At 59.6% G+C, this 17,938-nt stretch carries 19 protein-coding genes and 1 riboswitch; of the genes, 10 read left to right on the plus strand and 9 right to left on the minus strand.

The window, feature by feature from the left end:
- Window positions 1–510: 510 nt before the first annotated feature.
- The gene (purH, locus tag IMX17_RS24615) at window positions 511–2,100 is read left to right on the plus strand and encodes a bifunctional phosphoribosylaminoimidazolecarboxamide formyltransferase/IMP cyclohydrolase (RefSeq protein WP_108680059.1); all 1,590 of its coding nucleotides are present in this window, start codon (window positions 511–513) and stop codon (window positions 2,098–2,100) included.
- A 48-nt stretch (window positions 2,101–2,148) separates the two neighbouring features.
- A complete protein-coding gene (gene purD / locus IMX17_RS24620) occupies window positions 2,149–3,432 on the plus strand; it encodes a phosphoribosylamine--glycine ligase (RefSeq protein WP_046897436.1) in 1,284 nt (427 codons plus the stop codon).
- A gap of 49 nt (window positions 3,433–3,481) precedes the next feature.
- Here purD and IMX17_RS24625 read toward each other — a convergent pair whose 3' ends face one another.
- The 6 genes from IMX17_RS24625 to nudC form a co-directional block, all read right to left on the minus strand.
- The gene (locus IMX17_RS24625; protein ID WP_080350182.1) at window positions 3,482–4,153 is read right to left on the minus strand and encodes a DUF1481 domain-containing protein; all 672 of its coding nucleotides are present in this window, start codon (window positions 4,151–4,153) and stop codon (window positions 3,482–3,484) included.
- A gap of 36 nt (window positions 4,154–4,189) precedes the next feature.
- A complete protein-coding gene (hupA, locus tag IMX17_RS24630; RefSeq protein ID WP_004929874.1) occupies window positions 4,190–4,462 on the minus strand; it encodes a nucleoid-associated protein HU-alpha in 273 nt (90 codons plus the stop codon).
- Between the two features lie 189 nt (window positions 4,463–4,651).
- Window positions 4,652–5,242 carry a YjaG family protein gene (locus IMX17_RS24635; RefSeq protein WP_046897434.1) on the minus strand — a complete coding sequence of 197 codons (591 nt, stop codon included), beginning with the start codon at window positions 5,240–5,242 and terminating at the stop codon, window positions 4,652–4,654.
- Between the two features lie 48 nt (window positions 5,243–5,290).
- Window positions 5,291–5,977 carry a deoxyribonuclease V gene (gene nfi / locus IMX17_RS24640; protein ID WP_046897433.1) on the minus strand — a complete coding sequence of 229 codons (687 nt, stop codon included), beginning with the start codon at window positions 5,975–5,977 and terminating at the stop codon, window positions 5,291–5,293.
- Window positions 5,978–5,986: 9 nt separating this feature from the next.
- Window positions 5,987–7,051, minus strand: a complete 1,065-nt coding sequence (hemE, locus tag IMX17_RS24645) for a uroporphyrinogen decarboxylase (RefSeq protein ID WP_193550322.1) — start codon at window positions 7,049–7,051, stop codon at window positions 5,987–5,989.
- A 38-nt stretch (window positions 7,052–7,089) separates the two neighbouring features.
- Window positions 7,090–7,857 (minus strand): NAD(+) diphosphatase, encoded by a 768-nt coding sequence (nudC, locus tag IMX17_RS24650; protein WP_193550323.1) that lies wholly within the window; start codon window positions 7,855–7,857, stop codon window positions 7,090–7,092.
- Window positions 7,858–7,958: 101 nt separating this feature from the next.
- On the opposite strand from nudC, the gene IMX17_RS24655 reads away from it, so the two are divergent.
- The 8 genes from IMX17_RS24655 (at window position 7,959) to IMX17_RS24690 (ending at window position 15,692) form a co-directional block, all read left to right on the plus strand.
- Complete coding sequence (locus IMX17_RS24655) at window positions 7,959–8,462, plus strand: Rsd/AlgQ family anti-sigma factor (protein WP_019456431.1); 504 nt, start codon at window positions 7,959–7,961, stop codon at window positions 8,460–8,462.
- A gap of 39 nt (window positions 8,463–8,501) precedes the next feature.
- A riboswitch (TPP riboswitch) is annotated at window positions 8,502–8,626 on the plus strand.
- Between the two features lie 114 nt (window positions 8,627–8,740).
- Window positions 8,741–10,684, plus strand: a complete 1,944-nt coding sequence (gene thiC / locus IMX17_RS24660; protein ID WP_304621636.1) for a phosphomethylpyrimidine synthase ThiC — start codon at window positions 8,741–8,743, stop codon at window positions 10,682–10,684.
- Complete coding sequence (gene thiE, locus IMX17_RS24665; RefSeq protein ID WP_046688071.1) at window positions 10,677–11,327, plus strand: thiamine phosphate synthase; 651 nt, start codon at window positions 10,677–10,679, stop codon at window positions 11,325–11,327. Before thiC ends, thiE begins: the two co-directional genes overlap by 8 nt.
- A complete protein-coding gene (locus IMX17_RS24670; RefSeq protein WP_193550324.1) occupies window positions 11,320–12,069 on the plus strand; it encodes a HesA/MoeB/ThiF family protein in 750 nt (249 codons plus the stop codon). Before thiE ends, IMX17_RS24670 begins: the two co-directional genes overlap by 8 nt.
- Window positions 12,066–12,266: a sulfur carrier protein ThiS gene (gene thiS / locus IMX17_RS24675; protein WP_016929423.1), complete on the plus strand. Its 201-nt coding sequence runs from the start codon at window positions 12,066–12,068 to the stop codon at window positions 12,264–12,266. Before IMX17_RS24670 ends, thiS begins: the two co-directional genes overlap by 4 nt.
- A 1-nt stretch (window position 12,267) precedes the next feature.
- Window positions 12,268–13,047: a thiazole synthase gene (locus IMX17_RS24680; protein ID WP_046897428.1), complete on the plus strand. Its 780-nt coding sequence runs from the start codon at window positions 12,268–12,270 to the stop codon at window positions 13,045–13,047.
- The gene (thiH, locus tag IMX17_RS24685) at window positions 13,047–14,180 is read left to right on the plus strand and encodes a 2-iminoacetate synthase ThiH (protein ID WP_046897427.1); all 1,134 of its coding nucleotides are present in this window, start codon (window positions 13,047–13,049) and stop codon (window positions 14,178–14,180) included. Before IMX17_RS24680 ends, thiH begins: the two co-directional genes overlap by 1 nt.
- Window positions 14,181–14,912: 732 nt before the next feature.
- A complete protein-coding gene (locus tag IMX17_RS24690) occupies window positions 14,913–15,692 on the plus strand; it encodes a helix-turn-helix domain-containing protein (protein WP_046688068.1) in 780 nt (259 codons plus the stop codon).
- Here the strand turns inward: IMX17_RS24690 and IMX17_RS24695 are convergent.
- From IMX17_RS24695 to IMX17_RS24705, 3 genes are read right to left on the minus strand one after another with little or no spacing between them, the layout of a single operon-like run.
- Complete coding sequence (locus IMX17_RS24695) at window positions 15,678–16,952, minus strand: sensor histidine kinase KdpD (protein ID WP_046897426.1); 1,275 nt, start codon at window positions 16,950–16,952, stop codon at window positions 15,678–15,680. The two genes, IMX17_RS24690 and IMX17_RS24695, sit on opposite strands and share 15 nt — an antisense overlap.
- A gap of 1 nt (window position 16,953) precedes the next feature.
- A complete protein-coding gene (locus IMX17_RS24700; protein WP_182265798.1) occupies window positions 16,954–17,418 on the minus strand; it encodes an oxidoreductase in 465 nt (154 codons plus the stop codon).
- Window positions 17,418–17,864, minus strand: a complete 447-nt coding sequence (locus IMX17_RS24705) for an N-acetyltransferase (protein ID WP_046897424.1) — start codon at window positions 17,862–17,864, stop codon at window positions 17,418–17,420. The genes IMX17_RS24700 and IMX17_RS24705 overlap by 1 nt, the downstream gene beginning before the upstream one ends.
- Between the last annotated feature and the right edge of the window lie 74 nt (window positions 17,865–17,938).

Genomic DNA, 17,938 nt, shown 5'->3' on the forward strand with positions numbered 1-17,938 from the left:
GAGTGCCCACACAGATTGTCTGATAAATTGTTAAAGAGCAGTGAGTTAGGCGCTTTCGCTTGCTAACTCGAGGTGGCGTATATTACGCTTTCCTCTTTCAGAGTCAACCCTAATTTTCAGGATTTTTCTCTGCGACCCCCGGATACTCTGTGAAGTTGTTCACATGTTCCGTGTCGATGGAGGCGCATTATAGGGAGTTCCTCGCAGGCCGCAACAGGTATTTTCAGCAAAAACGATCGTTAGCTGCATTCCACAGCAAAACCCCGCTTTATACCCACTTGCACACAGTGTTATCCACAGATGCGATTTGTACGGAAAATTTACGAGCGCCACGCAAACGTTTTCGCTACAATTCCCCGCGACGAAACGATCCCCCTTTTTACGGGGGCGTTACCTGAATTTGTGCCTGTCCCTCCCTTTATAAGGCAAAAAACCGCGCTTTATAGAGAGAACGAGGTAGACATTCACGTAACGCTCTTTAATTGCGACTCAAAGCCAAGGGATAAAACCATGCAACAACCTCGTCCAATCCGCCGGGCTCTGCTCAGCGTGTCTGACAAAGCCGGTATCGTTGAATTCGCCGAAGCGCTTTCCCAGCGCGGCGTTGAACTGCTCTCCACCGGCGGCACCGCCCGCCTGCTGGCAGACGCCGGTCTGCCCGTTACCGAAGTTTCCGACTACACCGGCTTCCCGGAAATGATGGACGGACGAGTTAAGACCCTGCATCCCAAAGTTCACGGCGGTATCCTCGGCCGCCGCGGCCAGGACGACGCGGTCATGAATCAGCATGACATCCAGCCTATCGACATGGTGGTCGTCAATCTGTACCCGTTCGCCCAAACCGTAGCGCGCCCGGATTGCTCGCTGGAAGACGCGGTCGAAAATATCGATATCGGCGGCCCGACCATGGTGCGCTCCGCCGCCAAGAACCATAAAGACGTCGCCATCGTGGTGAAGAGCAGCGACTACGCCGCCATCATTACCGAGATGGACAACAACGACGGTTCGCTGCGCTATGCCACCCGTTTCGATCTCGCCATCAAGGCCTTCGAACACACCGCCGCCTACGACAGCATGATCGCCAACTACTTCGGCGCGCTGGTGCCGGCGTACCACGGCGAGACCGAGCAGCCGTCCGGCCGCTTCCCGCGCACCCTGAACCTCAACTACATCAAGAAGCAGGATATGCGCTACGGTGAGAACAGCCACCAGCAGGCCGCCTTCTATATAGAAGAAGAGGTAAAGGAAGCGTCCGTCGCGACCGCCGAGCAGCTGCAGGGCAAAGCACTCTCCTATAACAACATCGCCGATACCGACGCCGCGCTGGAATGCGTGAAAGAGTTCGCCGAACCGGCCTGCGTGATCGTCAAACACGCCAACCCTTGCGGCGTGGCGATCGGCGACGACATCCTGGCCGCCTATGAGCGCGCTTACCAAACCGACCCGACTTCCGCCTTCGGCGGCATCATCGCCTTTAACCGCGAGCTGGACGCCGCCACCGCGCAGGCGATCATCAGCCGTCAGTTCGTGGAAGTGATCATCGCGCCAAACGTCACCCAGGAAGCGCGCTCCCTGCTGGCCGCCAAACAGAACGTGCGCGTGCTGGCCTGCGGCCAGTGGCAGCAACGCGTGGCGGGGCTGGACTTCAAGCGCGTCAACGGCGGGCTGCTGGTGCAGGATCGCGATCTGGGCATGGTGACCGCCGCCGATCTGCGCGTGGTATCCGAGCGCCAGCCGACCGAACAGGAACTTCGTGACGCGCTGTTCTGCTGGAAAGTGGCCAAGTTCGTGAAATCCAACGCCATCGTTTATGCACGTGACAACATGACCATCGGCATAGGCGCCGGCCAGATGAGCCGCGTTTACTCCGCCAAGATCGCCGGCATCAAAGCGGGCGACGAAGGGCTGGAAGTAAAAGGCTCCGCCATGGCCTCCGACGCCTTCTTCCCGTTCCGCGACGGCATCGACGCCGCAGCGGCGGTTGGCATCACCTGCGTGATCCAGCCTGGCGGCTCGATCCGCGACGACGAAGTGATCGCCGCCGCCAACGAACACGGCATTGCGATGATCTTCACCGACATGCGTCACTTCCGCCATTAATTCCTTTTGCCGCGTGCGCTTCGGCGCACGCCATTCGTGGAGCCCCTGATGAACATTTTGATTATCGGCAACGGCGGGCGCGAGCACGCGCTGGCCTGGAAAGCCGCCCAGTCTCCGCTGGCGGATAAAGTCTACGTTGCGCCGGGCAATGCCGGCACCGCGCTGGAAGCCAATCTGGAGAACGTGGCGATCGCCGCCACCGATATCCCCGCCCTGGTCGCTTTCGCCCAGAGCCATGACATCGGTCTGACCATCGTCGGGCCGGAAGCCCCGCTGGTGATTGGCGTGGTCGACGCCTTCCAGGCCGCCGGTCTGAAAATCTTCGGCCCGACGCAGGCCGCCGCACAGCTCGAAGGCTCCAAAGCTTTCACTAAGGATTTCCTGGCGCGCCACCGCATCCCGACCGCCGAATATGAAAACTTCACCGACGTGGAGCCGGCGCTGGCCTACGTGCGCAGCAAAGGCGCGCCGATCGTCATCAAGGCCGATGGCCTGGCGGCCGGTAAGGGCGTGATCGTCGCGATGACGCTGCAGGAAGCGGAAGAGGCGGTGCGCGACATGTTGGCCGGCAATGCCTTCGGCGACGCCGGCCATCGCATCGTCGTGGAAGAGTTCCTCGACGGCGAAGAAGCCAGCTTCATCGTGATGGTCGACGGCGAGAACGTGGTGCCGATGGCCACCAGCCAGGACCACAAGCGCGTCGGCGACGGCGACACCGGCCCGAACACCGGCGGCATGGGTGCTTACTCCCCGGCACCGGTAGTGACCGACGAAATCCACCGGCGCGCCATGGATCAGGTGATCTGGCCGACGGTGCGCGGCATGGCGGCGGAAGGCAACACCTACGTCGGCTTCCTTTACGCCGGCCTGATGATCGCCGCCGACGGCCAGCCGAAGGTGATCGAATTCAACTGTCGTTTCGGCGATCCGGAAACCCAGCCGATCATGCTGCGCCTGCGTTCCGATCTGGTGGAACTGTGCCTGGCGGGAGCCGAAGGCCGCCTGAACGAGAAAACCTCCGACTGGGACGAGCGCCCTGCGCTCGGCGTGGTGCTGGCGGCCGGCGGTTATCCGGGTGACTATCGCAACGGCGAGGTGATCCAGGGGCTGCCGCAACAGGAAAGCGCCGACGGTAAGGTCTTCCATGCCGGCACGCGCCTGCAGGGCGATGACGTCGTCACCAACGGCGGTCGCGTTCTGTGCGTGACGGCGCTGGGCGACACCGTGGCGCAGGCGCAACAACGCGCCTATCAGCTGGCGGAAGGCATCCAGTGGCCGGGCAGCTTCTGCCGCAAAGATATCGGTTATCGCGCGATTGCGCGCGGCAAGTGATTTGACCTGATAAGGTCATGACAAGAGGCTCCGCAGCGCGGGGCCTTTTTTATAGCTGGTCTTCTTTCGGTTCCCAGCTGCAGAAGTCGTCGTTCGCCACCAGCAGCAGCTCGCTGCCTTCCGGCCCTTCCAACCAGGCGACGCTCACCGGCCGGCTGCTGCTGCGGGCGCGTTTTTCGATCCAGGCGATGGCGGAGGCATCCAACCCGGGTTTTAAGCGCTGCCCGTCGCAGGTTTGCACTTCGCCCTGCAACCAACGCCCCTGCAGCAATTTGACCTTGCCGGCGCGCAGCGCATTGCTGACTTCGAGGATCCGTCGCGCCTGATATTGATACAGGGCGATTTCATCGCGGGTCAGCGGTTCGCGGCGTGTCGCCAGCTGGCGCTGCATAAAGCTCACCGTGCCGTCATCGGCAAAGCGCAGTTGAATGGAATCTCGATCGCCGTCGGCGTCGTTGCGTTTGATTTGGCGCAGCACGTCGCCCTGATAGGTGTACAGCGTGGTGATGGTACCCGGTCCGCGGTAGGGACTATAGACGCTGACCAGCACCTGCGGACGATGTTGCTCATCGTCTTTACGCCACAGGCGTATCACGCCCTGATCGGCCACAAAGCCGCTGGCGGTAAAGCTGGGAATATCGGAATGGAAACTGCAGGCGCTCAGACCGAGGGCGATGCCGGCGGCCATGAGCACCCGACGAGTAAACAAAAGGGGCGCCATCGCCCCTCTGTTTAATCTTTTCACCGAGGCGCGGTCTTATTTAACAGCGTCTTTCAGTGCTTTGCCAGAAACGAACGCAGGCACGTTGGCTGCTGCGATTTTGATTTCTTTGCCAGTCTGTGGGTTGCGGCCAGTGCGCTCGCTACGATGGTTTACTTTGAAAGTGCCGAAGCCAACCAATTGTACTGCATCACCTTCTTTCAGAGACTCAGTAATAGCAGCCAGGGTGGATTCCAGAGCCAGTTTAGCTTGTGCTTTGGAAAGGTCAGCCTTGTCCGCGATTACATCAATCAGTTGAGTCTTGTTCATAAGTTATCCTTACAGTGTGTTTATCGTTTGCAAAGCATCGAGTGCGACGGATATGCCGATTGACAGCACTCTCCTGCATACACGCACCGATAGCCACTTTTTTTACGCCCCCCAAATGTAGACCAGACAGGGTGCGGATGTGAAGCCTTAAGGCATGACAAATCAGGCGTTAAATCACGTTTTGTTGCCTTATTGCGCTAAATTTATCCCGATGTTGCTGATACCGGCCTCTCGCAGGTCGGATCGCAGCCCCTTGATCAGGTCTATATCGCGCTCTTCACAGGCGTCCAACAGGCGGAAAATTTCCCATTGAATGTCCCATTCTTCCTCTACCGCCGGCAAACTTCCCAACTCTTCGTCGGTCATTTCCCTACCGGCTTGGGTCATTTCCAACATCGCCACGGTGCGAATCGATGTTTCGCTGATGGCGATGGCGTGCTCCAGCGTCTCCCCGCCGAGCCGCGAATGGATCAGTTCCCCTAATGCGATACAGGCATCAATTGCCGGGTAAACGCCGTAAAGATCGTAATCTTCCGCCGACGGAATCGCCTCTTCCAACTTCTCGAGCTGGCTGTCGAAGTTGACCTTGGCGTCCTTAACCACCAGCGTTTCCCACACCAAATCCAGAATGCGGCGATAAACCGCCGGATCGCCGAACTCGGTCTGTTTGCAGAACATCTGGTAATTCGGGTACATACGCTCGCACAAACTGGCCATAAAGGTCAAATGTTGCCAAGCCTCGTGCCGTTCCAGACGTAAATGAATCGGGTTACGTAGCATGCTTTACTCTCTTACGCGTTATCTGCGGCGCAGTGTACCCGAAATCGCTCATGGCGACACCTCCGGATGCTGCTGCAACCAACGCTGAAACGCCGGACGGCGCGAAGCGATGGCATCGGCCCAGCGGGTCGGCTCCGGCAAACGGTAGCCCGCCATACAGCGCTGCACCCACGCCAGCGCGCTGTCGGCGCCCACGCGGTGACCGGTAGAGATGAACAGCGGGTTGCAGCGCGCCTTGCTGCGCCATACCCAGCCCAGCTGTTCCCCCTTATCTTCCAACGGCGCCAGCGCGCCGACGGCGGCCTCCAGCGGCGCGAATTTGCCGCACAGGCGCTTCTTGGCCACGCCGATGGTCGGTACATCGACCAGCAGGCCAAAATGGCTGGCGACGCCGAGGCGCCGCGGATGTGAAGTGCCATGTCCATCGACGAAGATCAGCCCCGGCTTTTGCCGCAGCTGTGCCCAGGCGGCCAACAGCGCCGGGTATTCGCGAAACGACAGGAAGCCCGGGATATAAGGCATGACGGTGGCGATGCGCGCCACCTGATATTCCACCAGCTCCAGCGACGGATAGCGCAGTATGGCGATGGCGGCACGCGTCACCGCCCCCTCCTGCTCGAAGCCCACGTCGGCGCCGGCGATGAAGGCCGGCGGTTCGGCCGGCAGATCGTCGTAGCGAATGACTTCAGCAGCGCGCCGCAGCTGTTCGGCACGCAGGGCCTGCATATCGGTCACATCGAATCCTTAACGGTGGTATTTCGCCGACTGCGCGTGCACCGCCTCGACGAAGGCGCCGGCGTGCTCAGGCGGCACATCCTGATGGATGCCGTGGCCCAGGTTGAACACATGACCGTTGCCATGGCCAAAACCGGCCAGAATGGTCTCCACCTCTTCCTCGATGCGCGCCGGAGAAGCATAGAGCATCGACGGATCCATATTGCCCTGCAGCGCCACTTTGTCGCCCACGCGCCGACGCGCGTCGGCGATATCGGTGGTCCAGTCCAGCCCCAGCGCATCGCAGCCGGTGGCGGCCATCGCCTCCAGCCACTGCCCGCCGCCTTTGGTAAACAGCGTCACCGGCACGCGGCGGCCGTCATTTTCACGCAGCAGGCCATCGACGATCTTGTGCATGTAGTGCAACGAGAACTCGCGGTAATCGCGCCCGGTCAGCACCCCGCCCCAGGTGTCGAACACCATCACCGACTGCGCGCCGGCCTTGATTTGGGCGTTGAGGTACAGGATCACGCTGTCCGCCAGCTTGTCCAGCAACAGGTGCAGCGTGGCCGGTTCGGCATACATCATTTTTTTCAGCTTGGTGAAGGCCTTGCTGCTCCCGCCTTCAACCATATAGGTAGCCAGCGTCCACGGGCTGCCGGAGAAGCCGATCAGCGGCACTTCGCCCTTCAGCTCGCGGCGGATGGTGCGCACCGCGTTCATCACATAGCCCAGCTCCACTTCCGGATCGAACGCCGGCAGTTTGTCGACGTCGGCGCGGCAGGTGATGGGTGAGCTGAAACGCGGGCCTTCGCCGGCTTCAAAGTACAGGCCAAGCCCCATGGCGTCGGGAATGGTGAGAATGTCGGAGAACAGAATGGCGGCGTCCAGCGCATAGCGGCGCAGCGGCTGCAGCGTAACCTCGCAGGCCAGCTCCGCGTTCTTGCACAGCGACATGAAATCACCGGCCTGGGCGCGGGTCGCCTTGTACTCCGGCAAATAACGACCGGCCTGGCGCATCATCCATACGGGGGTCACATCCACCGGCTGGCGCAACAGCGCGCGCAGGTAGCGATCGTTCTTCAACTCAGTCATTTATGGGGCTCCCTTAATAATCTGCCGGCCATTGTACATTATTCTTCCCGGCACAGCGCCACGGTGTCCTCAATCAACCGGCGCGCCACGGTGCCGGGCGGCGGCAACAGCGGCAGTTGGTCGTAGCGATACCAGCTGGCGTTGAGCAGCTCCTTGGGATCGTGACGAAGGTCGCCCTGATGGTAATCGGCCATAAAGGCCATCATCAGCGAGTGTGGGAACGGCCAGGGTTGTGAAGTGACGTAGCGCAGGTTCTTGATTTCGATATTGCTCTCTTCCATCACTTCGCGCGCCACCGCCTGCTCCAGCGTTTCGCCCACTTCGACGAAACCGGCCAGCACCGTGTGGATACCGCCGCGATGACGCACGTGCTGTGCCAGCAGGATCTGATCGTCGCGCCGAATGGCGACGATCACGCAGGGCGCAATCTGCGGGTAGTACCGTTCTTTGCAGTGGCCGCAGAGGCAGGCGCTTTCGGTGCGGCTGAGATGCATCTCATGGCCGCAGTAGCCGCAATAGCGATGGGAGCGGTAGAAATCCGCCAGCTGCACGCCGCGCCCGGCAAGCTGGAACAGACCACGATCCTGATCCAACAGCTGACGCACCGATCCCATCTCCCGCGGCATCGCCTGGCGCACCAGCCAGACCGGCGCGCCCTCCCACTCACCGATGACGCGCGCCATGTGGCCCTGCAGCCCGAGGGCAGCGGCCGTCCCTGACGGCAATTCACCGTTCGGTAACCAAAGTTTGCTTTCATGGCTGACGATCCACCAGCCGTTTTCATTGCCCGTTAATGCAAGTTCCATATCGTTGTTGCACAACCTCAGCTTCACTGGCACTCTACAAATCGGCTTTGTTACATTTTAATAACTTACCGGTTACTTTTGTTACTTACACGGAGTCAAACATGCTCAACCGTTTGGAAAGGCTGACTCAGCGCGTTGGCGGTAGTAATGAATTAGTTGATCAATGGCTTCAGGCCCGCAAGCAGTTGCTGGTCGCCTACTGCACGCTGGTAGGCCTCAAACCGAATAAAGAAAAGCATACGCCGCTGAATGAAAAAGCGCTGGAGAACTTTTGCCATAACCTGGTGGATTACCTCTCCGCAGGGCATTTTCATATCTATGACAGAATTATCAAACAAGTGGAAGGCGCAGCCAGTCCGAAAATGTCGCTGGCGGTGAACATCTATCCCAAACTGTGGGCCAACACCGAACAGATCATGGCGTTCCACGATCGCTATACCGAAGTGGATATCGATCAGGAGGTTTGTCTGGAATTCCATCAGGCCTTGTCGGATATCGGCGAAACGCTGGCGGCGCGCTTTGCGCTGGAAGATAAGCTGATCCTGTTGGAAGCGGAGGCCGCGCAGCAACCGCTGCCGGACCAGGCGCTGGATCCGGCGCGTTAAAATTTTATAGTTTTTTTTCTTATCCCTCCTATACTGGGGGGCATCTTGTCGGAGTGCCTAGCGCCTGATTTGTTCATCGAATCAGCCAGGCTGAGACCGTTAATTCGGGATCCGCGGAACCTGATCGGGTTAATACCCGCGAAGGGAACAAGAGTAATCTATCGCCACAGGCACGGCCTTTCCCTTGCGGGCGCCCAGCCTTATCGGCCACCATCATTACTCCCTCCGAGCTCCAGACAAGCAACTTTCCCAACCCAACACACTGGTAGGAACTTGCTATGTCTAACGTTAATCCACCGCGCGCCCGTAAAGCGCAACGCGAAGCCGCCCAGCAGTTTATCGACACGCTGCAAGGCATGGCTTTCCCGAACTCTCGCCGCATCTACCTGCAGGGCTCGCGCCGCGATATCCAGGTGCCGATGCGCGAAATTCAGCTCAGCCCGACCCTGGTCGGCGGCAGCAAAGATAACCCGCAGTATGAACAGAACGAGGCGATCCCGGTGTATGACACCGCCGGCCCGTACGGCGATCCGCAGGCCGAGCTCGATGTGCACGCCGGCCTGGCCAAGCTGCGCGCCGGCTGGATCGACGCGCGCGGCGATACCGAGGCCCTGAGCGGCGCCAGTTCCGGCTTCACCCAACAGCGGCTGGCGGACGAAGGGCTGGATCACCTGCGCTTCGAACACCTGCCGCTGCCGCGCAAAGCGCTGCCGGGCAAGCGCGTCACCCAACTGCACTATGCCCGCGCCGGCATCGTCACCCCGGAGATGGAGTTCATCGCTATCCGTGAAAACATGGGGCGCGAACGCATTCGCGGTGAGGTGCTGCGCCACCAGCATTCGGGCCAAAGCTGGGGCGCCAACCTGCCGGACAACATCACGCCGGAGTTCGTGCGTCAGGAAGTGGCCGCCGGCCGCGCCATCATTCCCGCCAACATCAATCACCCTGAGGCGGAGCCGATGATTATCGGCCGCAATTTCCTGGTGAAGGTGAACGCCAATATCGGCAACTCGGCGGTCACATCGTCGATCGAAGAAGAGGTGGAGAAGCTGGTGTGGGCCACCCGCTGGGGCGCAGACACCGTGATGGATCTCTCCACCGGCCGCTACATTCACGAAACCCGCGAATGGATCCTGCGCAACAGCCCGGTGCCCATCGGCACCGTGCCGATCTACCAGGCGCTGGAGAAGGTCAACGGCGTGGCGGAAAACCTCACCTGGGAGATGTTCCGCGATACGCTGCTGGAACAGGCTGAACAAGGGGTCGACTACTTCACCATCCACGCCGGCGTGCTGCTGCGCTACGTGCCGATGACCGCCAAACGCCTGACCGGCATCGTGTCGCGCGGCGGCTCGATCATGGCCAAATGGTGTCTGTCGCACCATCAGGAAAACTTCCTCTATCAGCACTTCCGTGAAATCTGCGAGATCTGCGCCGCCTACGACGTTTCGCTGTCGCTCGGCGACGGCCTGCGCCCCGGTTCGATTCAGGACGCCAACGACGAGGCCCAGTTCGCCGAGCTGCATACGCTGGGCGAGCTGACCAAAATCGCCTGGGAATACGACGTACAGGTGATGATTGAAGGTCCGGGCCACGTGCCGATGCAAATGATCCGCCGCAACATGACCGAAGAGCTGGAACATTGCCACGAAGCGCCGTTCTACACCCTTGGCCCGCTGACCACCGATATCTCCCCGGGCTACGACCATTTCACCTCCGGCATCGGCGCGGCGATGATTGGCTGGTTCGGCTGCGCCATGCTGTGTTACGTCACGCCGAAAGAGCACCTCGGCCTGCCAAATAAAGAGGACGTCAAACAGGGCCTGATCACCTACAAGATCGCCGCCCACGCCGCCGATCTGGCCAAAGGCCATCCGGGCGCGCAGATCCGCGATAACGCCATGTCCAAGGCGCGCTTCGAATTCCGTTGGGAAGATCAGTTCAATCTGGCGCTCGATCCGGCCACCGCGCGCGCCTATCACGACGAAACCCTGCCGCAGGAGTCCGGCAAGATCGCTCACTTCTGCTCGATGTGCGGACCGAAATTCTGCTCGATGAAGATTTCACAAGAGGTGCGCGACTACGCCGCCGCCCAGGAGGCCGCCAAACCGATCGAGGTGCAGCTGACCGGCATGGAGAAAATGTCCGCCGAGTTCCGCGCCCGCGGCAGCGACCTCTATCACAGCGCCGCCTCACTGCAAGAGGAGACCAGCAATGACTGATATCACTACCCCCTTCCCGGCGACGCCTCACAAACTGGGGCTCTACCCGGTGGTCGACAGCGTTGAGTGGATCGCTCGCCTGCTGGAGGCCGGCGTTACCACGATCCAGCTGCGCATCAAGGATCTGCCGGACGAGCAGGTCGAAGAGGATATCGCCGCCGCCATCGCACTGGGCCGGCGTTATCAGGCGCGGCTGTTCATCAACGATTACTGGCGGTTGGCGATCAAGCACGGCGCCTACGGCGTGCATCTGGGCCAGGAAGATCTCGATACCACCGATTTGGCGGCCATCCACCGCGCCGGGCTGCGGCTGGGGGTTTCCACCCATGACGATGCCGAGCTGGCGCGCGCGCTGGCGGTGAAACCTTCCTACATCGCGCTGGGGCACATCTTCCCCACTCAGACCAAAGACATGCCTTCGGCGCCGCAGGGGCTGGCGGAGTTGAAACGCCACATCGCCGGTTTGGCGGATTATCCGACGGTGGCGATCGGCGGGATCAGTATCGATCGCGTGCCGGCGGTGCTGGCGTGCGGCGTCGGCAGCGTGGCGGTGGTCAGCGCCATCACCCAGGCGCCGGACTGGCGTGCGGCGACGGCCGAACTGCTGCGGCTGATCGAAGGTAAGGAGCCGAACGATGCTTAACGATCGGGAGTTCCTGCGCTACAGCCGCCAGCTGCTGCTGGAGGATGTCGGCCCGGAAGGTCAGGAAAAACTCAAGCGCGCCACGATGCTGATCGTCGGCCTGGGGGGGCTGGGATCCCCGGCTTCGCTGTATCTGGCCGCCGCCGGCGTCGGCACGCTGCTGCTGGCCGACGACGACCAGCTGCACGTCACCAACCTGCAGCGGCAAATCCTGTACCGCAGCGCCGATACCGCCACCGGCAAGGCGGCGCTGGCGCAACGCCATCTGCAGGCGTTGAACCCGTTGGTGGAGTCCATCCCGCTGGCGCAGCGGCTGCAAGGGCAAGCGCTGCGCGACGCGGTCGCCCGCGCCGATCTGGTGCTGGACTGTTGCGACAACATGGCGACCCGCCATGAGGTCAACGCCGCCTGCATCGCCGCCGCCAAGCCGCTGATCAGCGGCAGCGCAGTGGGTTTCAGCGGCCAGCTGCTGGTGCTCGAGCCGCCCTATGCGCACGGCTGCTACGCCTGCCTGTACCCGGAGCAGGAAGAACCGCAGCGCAACTGCCGCACCGCCGGGGTGCTCGGCCCGGTGGTGGGCGTGATCGGCACTCTGCAAGCGCTGGAGGCCATCAAGATGCTGGCCGGCATGCCTTCCTCCCTCAGTGGCAAGCTGCGGCTGTTCGACGGCAAGCAGCAGAGCTGGAGCACGCTGCAGCTGAGCCGGGCCCGCGCCTGCCCGGTATGCGGAGGCGCCGCATGAAGATCCGTCTGAACGACCAACCGCTGGAGCTGGCGCAGCCGCTCAGCGTCGCCGCCCTGCTGACCCAGCTGGAACGCCACCAGCCGGGCACCGCGCTGGCGATCAACCAAACCATCATCCCACGCGCCGACTGGGCCGACCATCAGGTGCAGGACGGTGACGACATTTTGCTGTTTCAAGCGATCGCCGGAGGCTGACATGCTGAAAATCGCCGATACCACTTTTACCTCGCGCCTGTTCACCGGCACCGGCAAGTTCGCCACCCCGGCGCTGATGTTGGAGGCGCTGGCGGCCTCCGGCTCACAACTGGTGACCATGGCCATGAAGCGCGTCGATCTGCGCGGCGGCAACGACGCCATTTTGGCGCCGCTGCAACAGTTGGGCGTCAGGCTATTGCCCAATACCTCCGGCGCCAAAACGGCCGCTGAAGCGGTGTTCGCCGCCCGACTGGCGCGCGAAGCGCTCGGCACCCACTGGGTGAAGCTGGAGATCCATCCCGATGTGAAATACCTGCTGCCGGATCCGATAGAAACGCTGAAGGCGGCGGAAACGCTGGTGAAAGACGGTTTTGTGGTGCTGCCCTACTGCGGCGCCGATCCGGTGCTGTGCAAACGGCTGGAAGAAGTGGGATGCGCGGCGGTGATGCCGCTCGGCGCCCCTATCGGCTCCAACCGCGGTCTGCGCACCCGTGACTTCCTCGAAATCATCATCGAGCAAGCCAAGGTGCCGGTGGTGGTAGACGCCGGCATCGGCGCGCCGAGCCACGCGCTGGAAGCGATGGAGCTGGGCGCCGACGCGGTGCTGGTGAATACCGCCATCGCCGTGGCGCGCGATCCGGTGCAGATGGCGCGGGCGTTTCGCCTGGCGCTGGAGGCCGGCGAGCTGGCACGCAGCGCCGGATTAGGCTCCAGCCAGCGCAGCGCGGTCGCCTCCAGCCCGCTGACCGCTTTCCTCAGCCAGCCAGAGGAGGCGCAGTGATGGCCGACGATTTCAGTAGCCGCTGGCAACAGCTGGACTGGGACGACATTACCCTGCGCATCAACGGCAAAACGGCGCGCGACGTGGAACGCGCGTTGAACGCCGACAAGCTGACGCGCGACGACTTTATGGCGCTGATCTCCCCTGCGGCCGCGCCGTATCTGGAACCGTTGGCGCAACGCGCGCAGTTGCTGACCCGTCAGCGGTTCGGCAACGTCGTCAGCTTCTATGTGCCGCTGTACCTGTCCAACCTGTGCGCCAACGACTGCACCTACTGCGGCTTTTCGATGAGCAACCGCATCAAGCGCAAAACGCTGGATGCGGCGGAGATCGCCCGCGAGTGCGAAGCCATCAAGGCGTTGGGGTTCGAACATCTGTTGCTGGTCACCGGCGAACATCAGACCAAGGTCGGCATGGACTATTTTCGCCAGCACATTCCGGCGATCCGCCGCCACTTCAGCTCGCTGATGATGGAAGTGCAGCCGCTGGCGCAGGAGGAATACGCCGAACTGAAAACGCTGGGCCTGGACGGCGTGCTGGTGTATCAGGAAACCTACCATCCGGCCACCTATCTGCAGCACCACCTGCGCGGCCAGAAGCAGGATTTCCATTGGCGCCTGGCCACGCCGGATCGCCTGGGGCGCGCCGGGATCGACAAGATCGGCCTCGGCGCGTTAATCGGCCTGTCCCACAGCTGGCGAACCGACTGCTATCTGCTGGCGGAACACCTGTTCTACCTGCAGCAAACCTATTGGCAGAGCCGCTACTCGATCTCGTTCCCACGCCTGCGCCCCTGCGCCGGCGGTATTGAGCCCGCGTCTATCATGAGTGAGCCTCAGCTGGTGCAGCTGATCTGCGCCTTCCGGCTGTTCGCGCCGGACGTTGAGCTGTCGCTGTCTACCCGGGAGTCGCCGTACTTCCGCGATCATATGATCCCGGTGGCGATCAATAGCGTCAGCGCCGGATCCAAGACGCAACCCGGCGGCTATGCCGACGACGTACCGCCTGAGCTGGAACAGTTCGAGCCGCACGACGGCCGCACGCCGCAGCAGGTCGCCGAGGCCATCAGCAACGCCGGGCTGCAGCCGGTGTGGAAAGACTGGGACGATTATCTGGGACGCAGCGCGCAATAGACGGCAACGTTTGCCGCCGTGTGAAGAAAACGCTGGAGCGGCCGCGCAATGACGAACGATGACGCTGGCGCCGGCAAACGCGCCGATTATAGTGACGTTGCCGACCGCCAAACCCGGTGTCGGCCGGGGCCGTTACCCTCTCGATGGCCCCGCCTTATCCCACCCCGGATCGCGCACAGACGCTCTTGCGCGACTCCGGTTCCTCAGCAACGGCCATCCTGGAACCTCGCCTGAGGGCACGCACGAACAGGCGGTTTTATCGGCTCAAGTGACGGGCATGATGAGGGAATAGCGGTGTTCAGCACTCACGCAGAGTGTTTTTCAATGGAGCCCGTTGCGGCAGAGAACGGCAGAACGAGGAAAAAGTCGATGCAAAGACGAAAAGTGACTCGAGGGGTAATCCCCGATACTGCCAATGGCCCTGGTGTTGGCCGTCGCGTTTTTTTGCCGCCTGCTCCCTGCTTACGGACAAGAGCAGGCGGTTTATTTTGTGAGACTGGCAACCCCCCCCAGGACGCGAATCACACAGTATGTGCGCTAATTAACCATACAAACGATTAAATGTGAATGTCTTTTGAGTGTTTTTTTATTTGATATCGAGTGTATTCTGAGTTTGCCAAGGAAAATCAAACTGATATCGCCGCAACCTCCGGGGCATCATCTATAATCCAGCACGGGTCCTCGCGCAGATTTGCCACGCTCGCGGTCAACATCAAAAAAACCAAGGTTGTCATGAAGAAAACGCCAAATTACATCGATGCAATCAGCGCGTTGCTCACTCTGAAAGGGGTTGGCGACAGAAAACATGCCTCCACGATGGCCAACATACTGAACCTTCAGTACAACAGCGCCAAACAGAAGCTGGATGGTAAAAGGGGCATCACCCTCGACGAAGTCAGAAAGGTGTTTCAATACTTCAACGAGCCATTCGCCGGCCAAAGAACGCATAACGGCGTTTTTATCATGAACAGCATTCACAAACGCTGTAAGGTTGAAGTCGACGAACACCCGGTGACACAGCTGGACGACGACGAAACCTACGCCTACAAAAAAGATGACCTTTTCATCATCAATACCAGCCGGGATACGCAGGCCGACGTACCGCTGTACAGAGTCAACAAGATAGACTTTCTGCCGGCGCCGCGCATCGCGATCCTGGACAACGACAGCGATATCCTCGAGCTGTTGAAGAAAATCGCCTGCCGCTACGGCATTGAGACCGAGACCTTTCAAACGGCGGATGCCATGCTGGCCGCACTTGAGCAACAGTCCTTTGAGGCGTTTATTCTGGACTGGCTGTTGGACTTCGGCGAAACCTCAGAACGCGTCGTGAAGAAAATAAAGGACACCCTCGATCCGCACGCGCGCATCATCATTCTGACCGGCCAGCTGAATCACTATGAGAAGAATATCGGCGATATGATCCTGCACTATGACGTGCACCTAGTGGAAAAACCGACCAAACCGCTGATTATCTCCTCACTGCTGCTGTCGAATTTATTCTTTAATTAGTTTGACCGGAATGCGGATGAAAAACGATGAGCCAACGCCTTCGGTGGATTTGACTCTGATGGCGCCTTTCAGCGTCGTCACATAATTCTTGATAATGGTCAGCCCCAGCCCCAGTCCCTGCCGCGTTTCCCTTTCTACTCCCTGATTGAACGCCTTGTACAACCGTTCCAGATTATTAACGTTAAATCCGATGCCGTTGTCTTTTACCCATAAATACAGATTGCCGTGGCACACCTTCACGTTGAGGATGATCGCGCCGTGGTGGGTAAATTTGTCCGCGTTGCTGAGCAGATTGGCCAATATTCGGTAGAGCTTGTATTTGTCGGAGCAAATCAAACCAACATAGGATGAACGACGCACCACGATGCGATTACCGCGCCCGGCGCTGATACTGGTCATGGCATCGTCCACCACCTCATGCAGCCGAAAGGTGGAAATATTGACGTTGACCTCCCCCATTTCAAACCGCGAATAATCCATCACCTCGCGCGTTTGTTCGGCGATCTTGTTGCCGTGGTAGGAGATCAGGCGGGCCTCCTTTTTCAGCTCTTCCTGCGCCAGCTCGTGCTCCATGATATCCGCGGCGATGACGATGGCCTGCGTCGAACCGGCGATTTCATGGTAGATGGATGAGATAAAAATGTTCTTGTTCTTGATGATCTCTTTTAACGAGAAGGCGTTTCTCACCACCAGGAACATCATCAGGAACACCAACATCAGCGATAAGACGGCGAACATCTCGGCTTTTCTTGAATTATCCTGGATGATGCCTTTAACCTCGGTGAAGTTTTTAATTTGTATCCGATAAATAATCTCCTGGATATCGACCAACGTGCCCTCGATGTCATCCATATAAGCGAGGATATCCGCCTTGCTTTTCCGCCCTGCCAGCAAACCGACGGAAAGATCGCCCAGCGTTCGGTACTGTTGCTTCAGCAGAGCGACGTTCTTGATAAATTCGTCGTCGTAATAGAAAGAGTCGCTGAAGGTGGAGCGGCTCTCCAGGATTTGGATCTTCGAGTAAAATATTTTCTTTTTAATCAGGAAAGCGTCGTAGTCGTCGTTTTCACTGAGCAGCAGCGCAGTTTTGGTTCTTTCAAACGCCAGAAACAGGATCTCGGCCACCGAGTAGTTATCCAGATTGGGTTCGATCTGCTTATAACGATCTTTTACGCCACCGAAGTTAATGGCAATCAGCAAAATTAATAAGGAGAAGATGGCAACCAACGCGATAAGAGTACCGATCAGTTTCTTGCTCATCTCATTTAATCTCCAGCCGTTTGACTTGCCAGACGGTTTTCGCGTTCACGTCCAGGTTATTCAGCTCGGGGTATTGATCGCGCGGATAGATAATAGCGAACGGCCCCAGCTCCCCCACGTCGATCGGCTTACCGCCGCGCAGATAGGCGATAATCACGCGATATTTAATCATCTCGTCAATCGACATCGAATAGGAATAGTCGTCCCACGCGAAGGCCCGCACCGACTTCCCTTGCAGATGGTACGCTTTCACCAGCTCCGAAAACTCAACGCCGGTGAACGCCTCTTCCGGGGTGAAATTGGTCGAGGTTTTAATCGTGTGCGACGGCATCGCCTCCAGCATCTGCCGGGTGACCTTGATCTTCTCGCCGTCCGCCGGCTTCAGGTAAAAAGAGTCAACGGCCGCGTACAGCGGCGCGCTGAACAGCGAAAGCAGCAGTAACGTCATCAATCCTTTGATTTTCATTATTCACCCTCTTTGCGTTTCACCAGCTCCGCCTGACCAAACTCATCCCGCCCGATCAGTTCCCAACCGTGATGTTGATAAAAACCTTCGGCTTTAGAGCCGGGATCGGTGGTTAAGTGAATGGCTTCGGCGCCGTGCTCAAACATCCAGGCAGTGACTCGCGCCAGCAAGGCTGAACCCATCCCCATTGATTGGTATTCCGGCTTCACGAACAATCCGCCAATCAACGGTTCGGGGATGAACAACCCGAATCCAACGCCGGCATAGTCCTCGCCATACTTGCAGATCCAGCCACCGCCCTGGTTGATGTCTTCCAGCGCCTGCTTGCGCTGCAGATACTGGATCTGATGCGGATGCAGCAGATTCTCTTCGACGGAAAAGCGGATCTCATACAGGTAAGGCAGGTGTTTCGCCGTCAGTTTTTCGAAGGTAATGAGGCTGTCCATGTTTTGTGCTGTCCTTGGTTGTCAGGTAAAAAGCGCCGGTCAATTTCTGCTGTAACCATAGTAGCAAAGTTTGT

The sequence above is a fragment of the Serratia sp. X3 genome, assembly GCF_014982455.1.
GTDB classification, from domain to species: domain Bacteria; phylum Pseudomonadota; class Gammaproteobacteria; order Enterobacterales; family Enterobacteriaceae; genus Serratia; species Serratia ureilytica.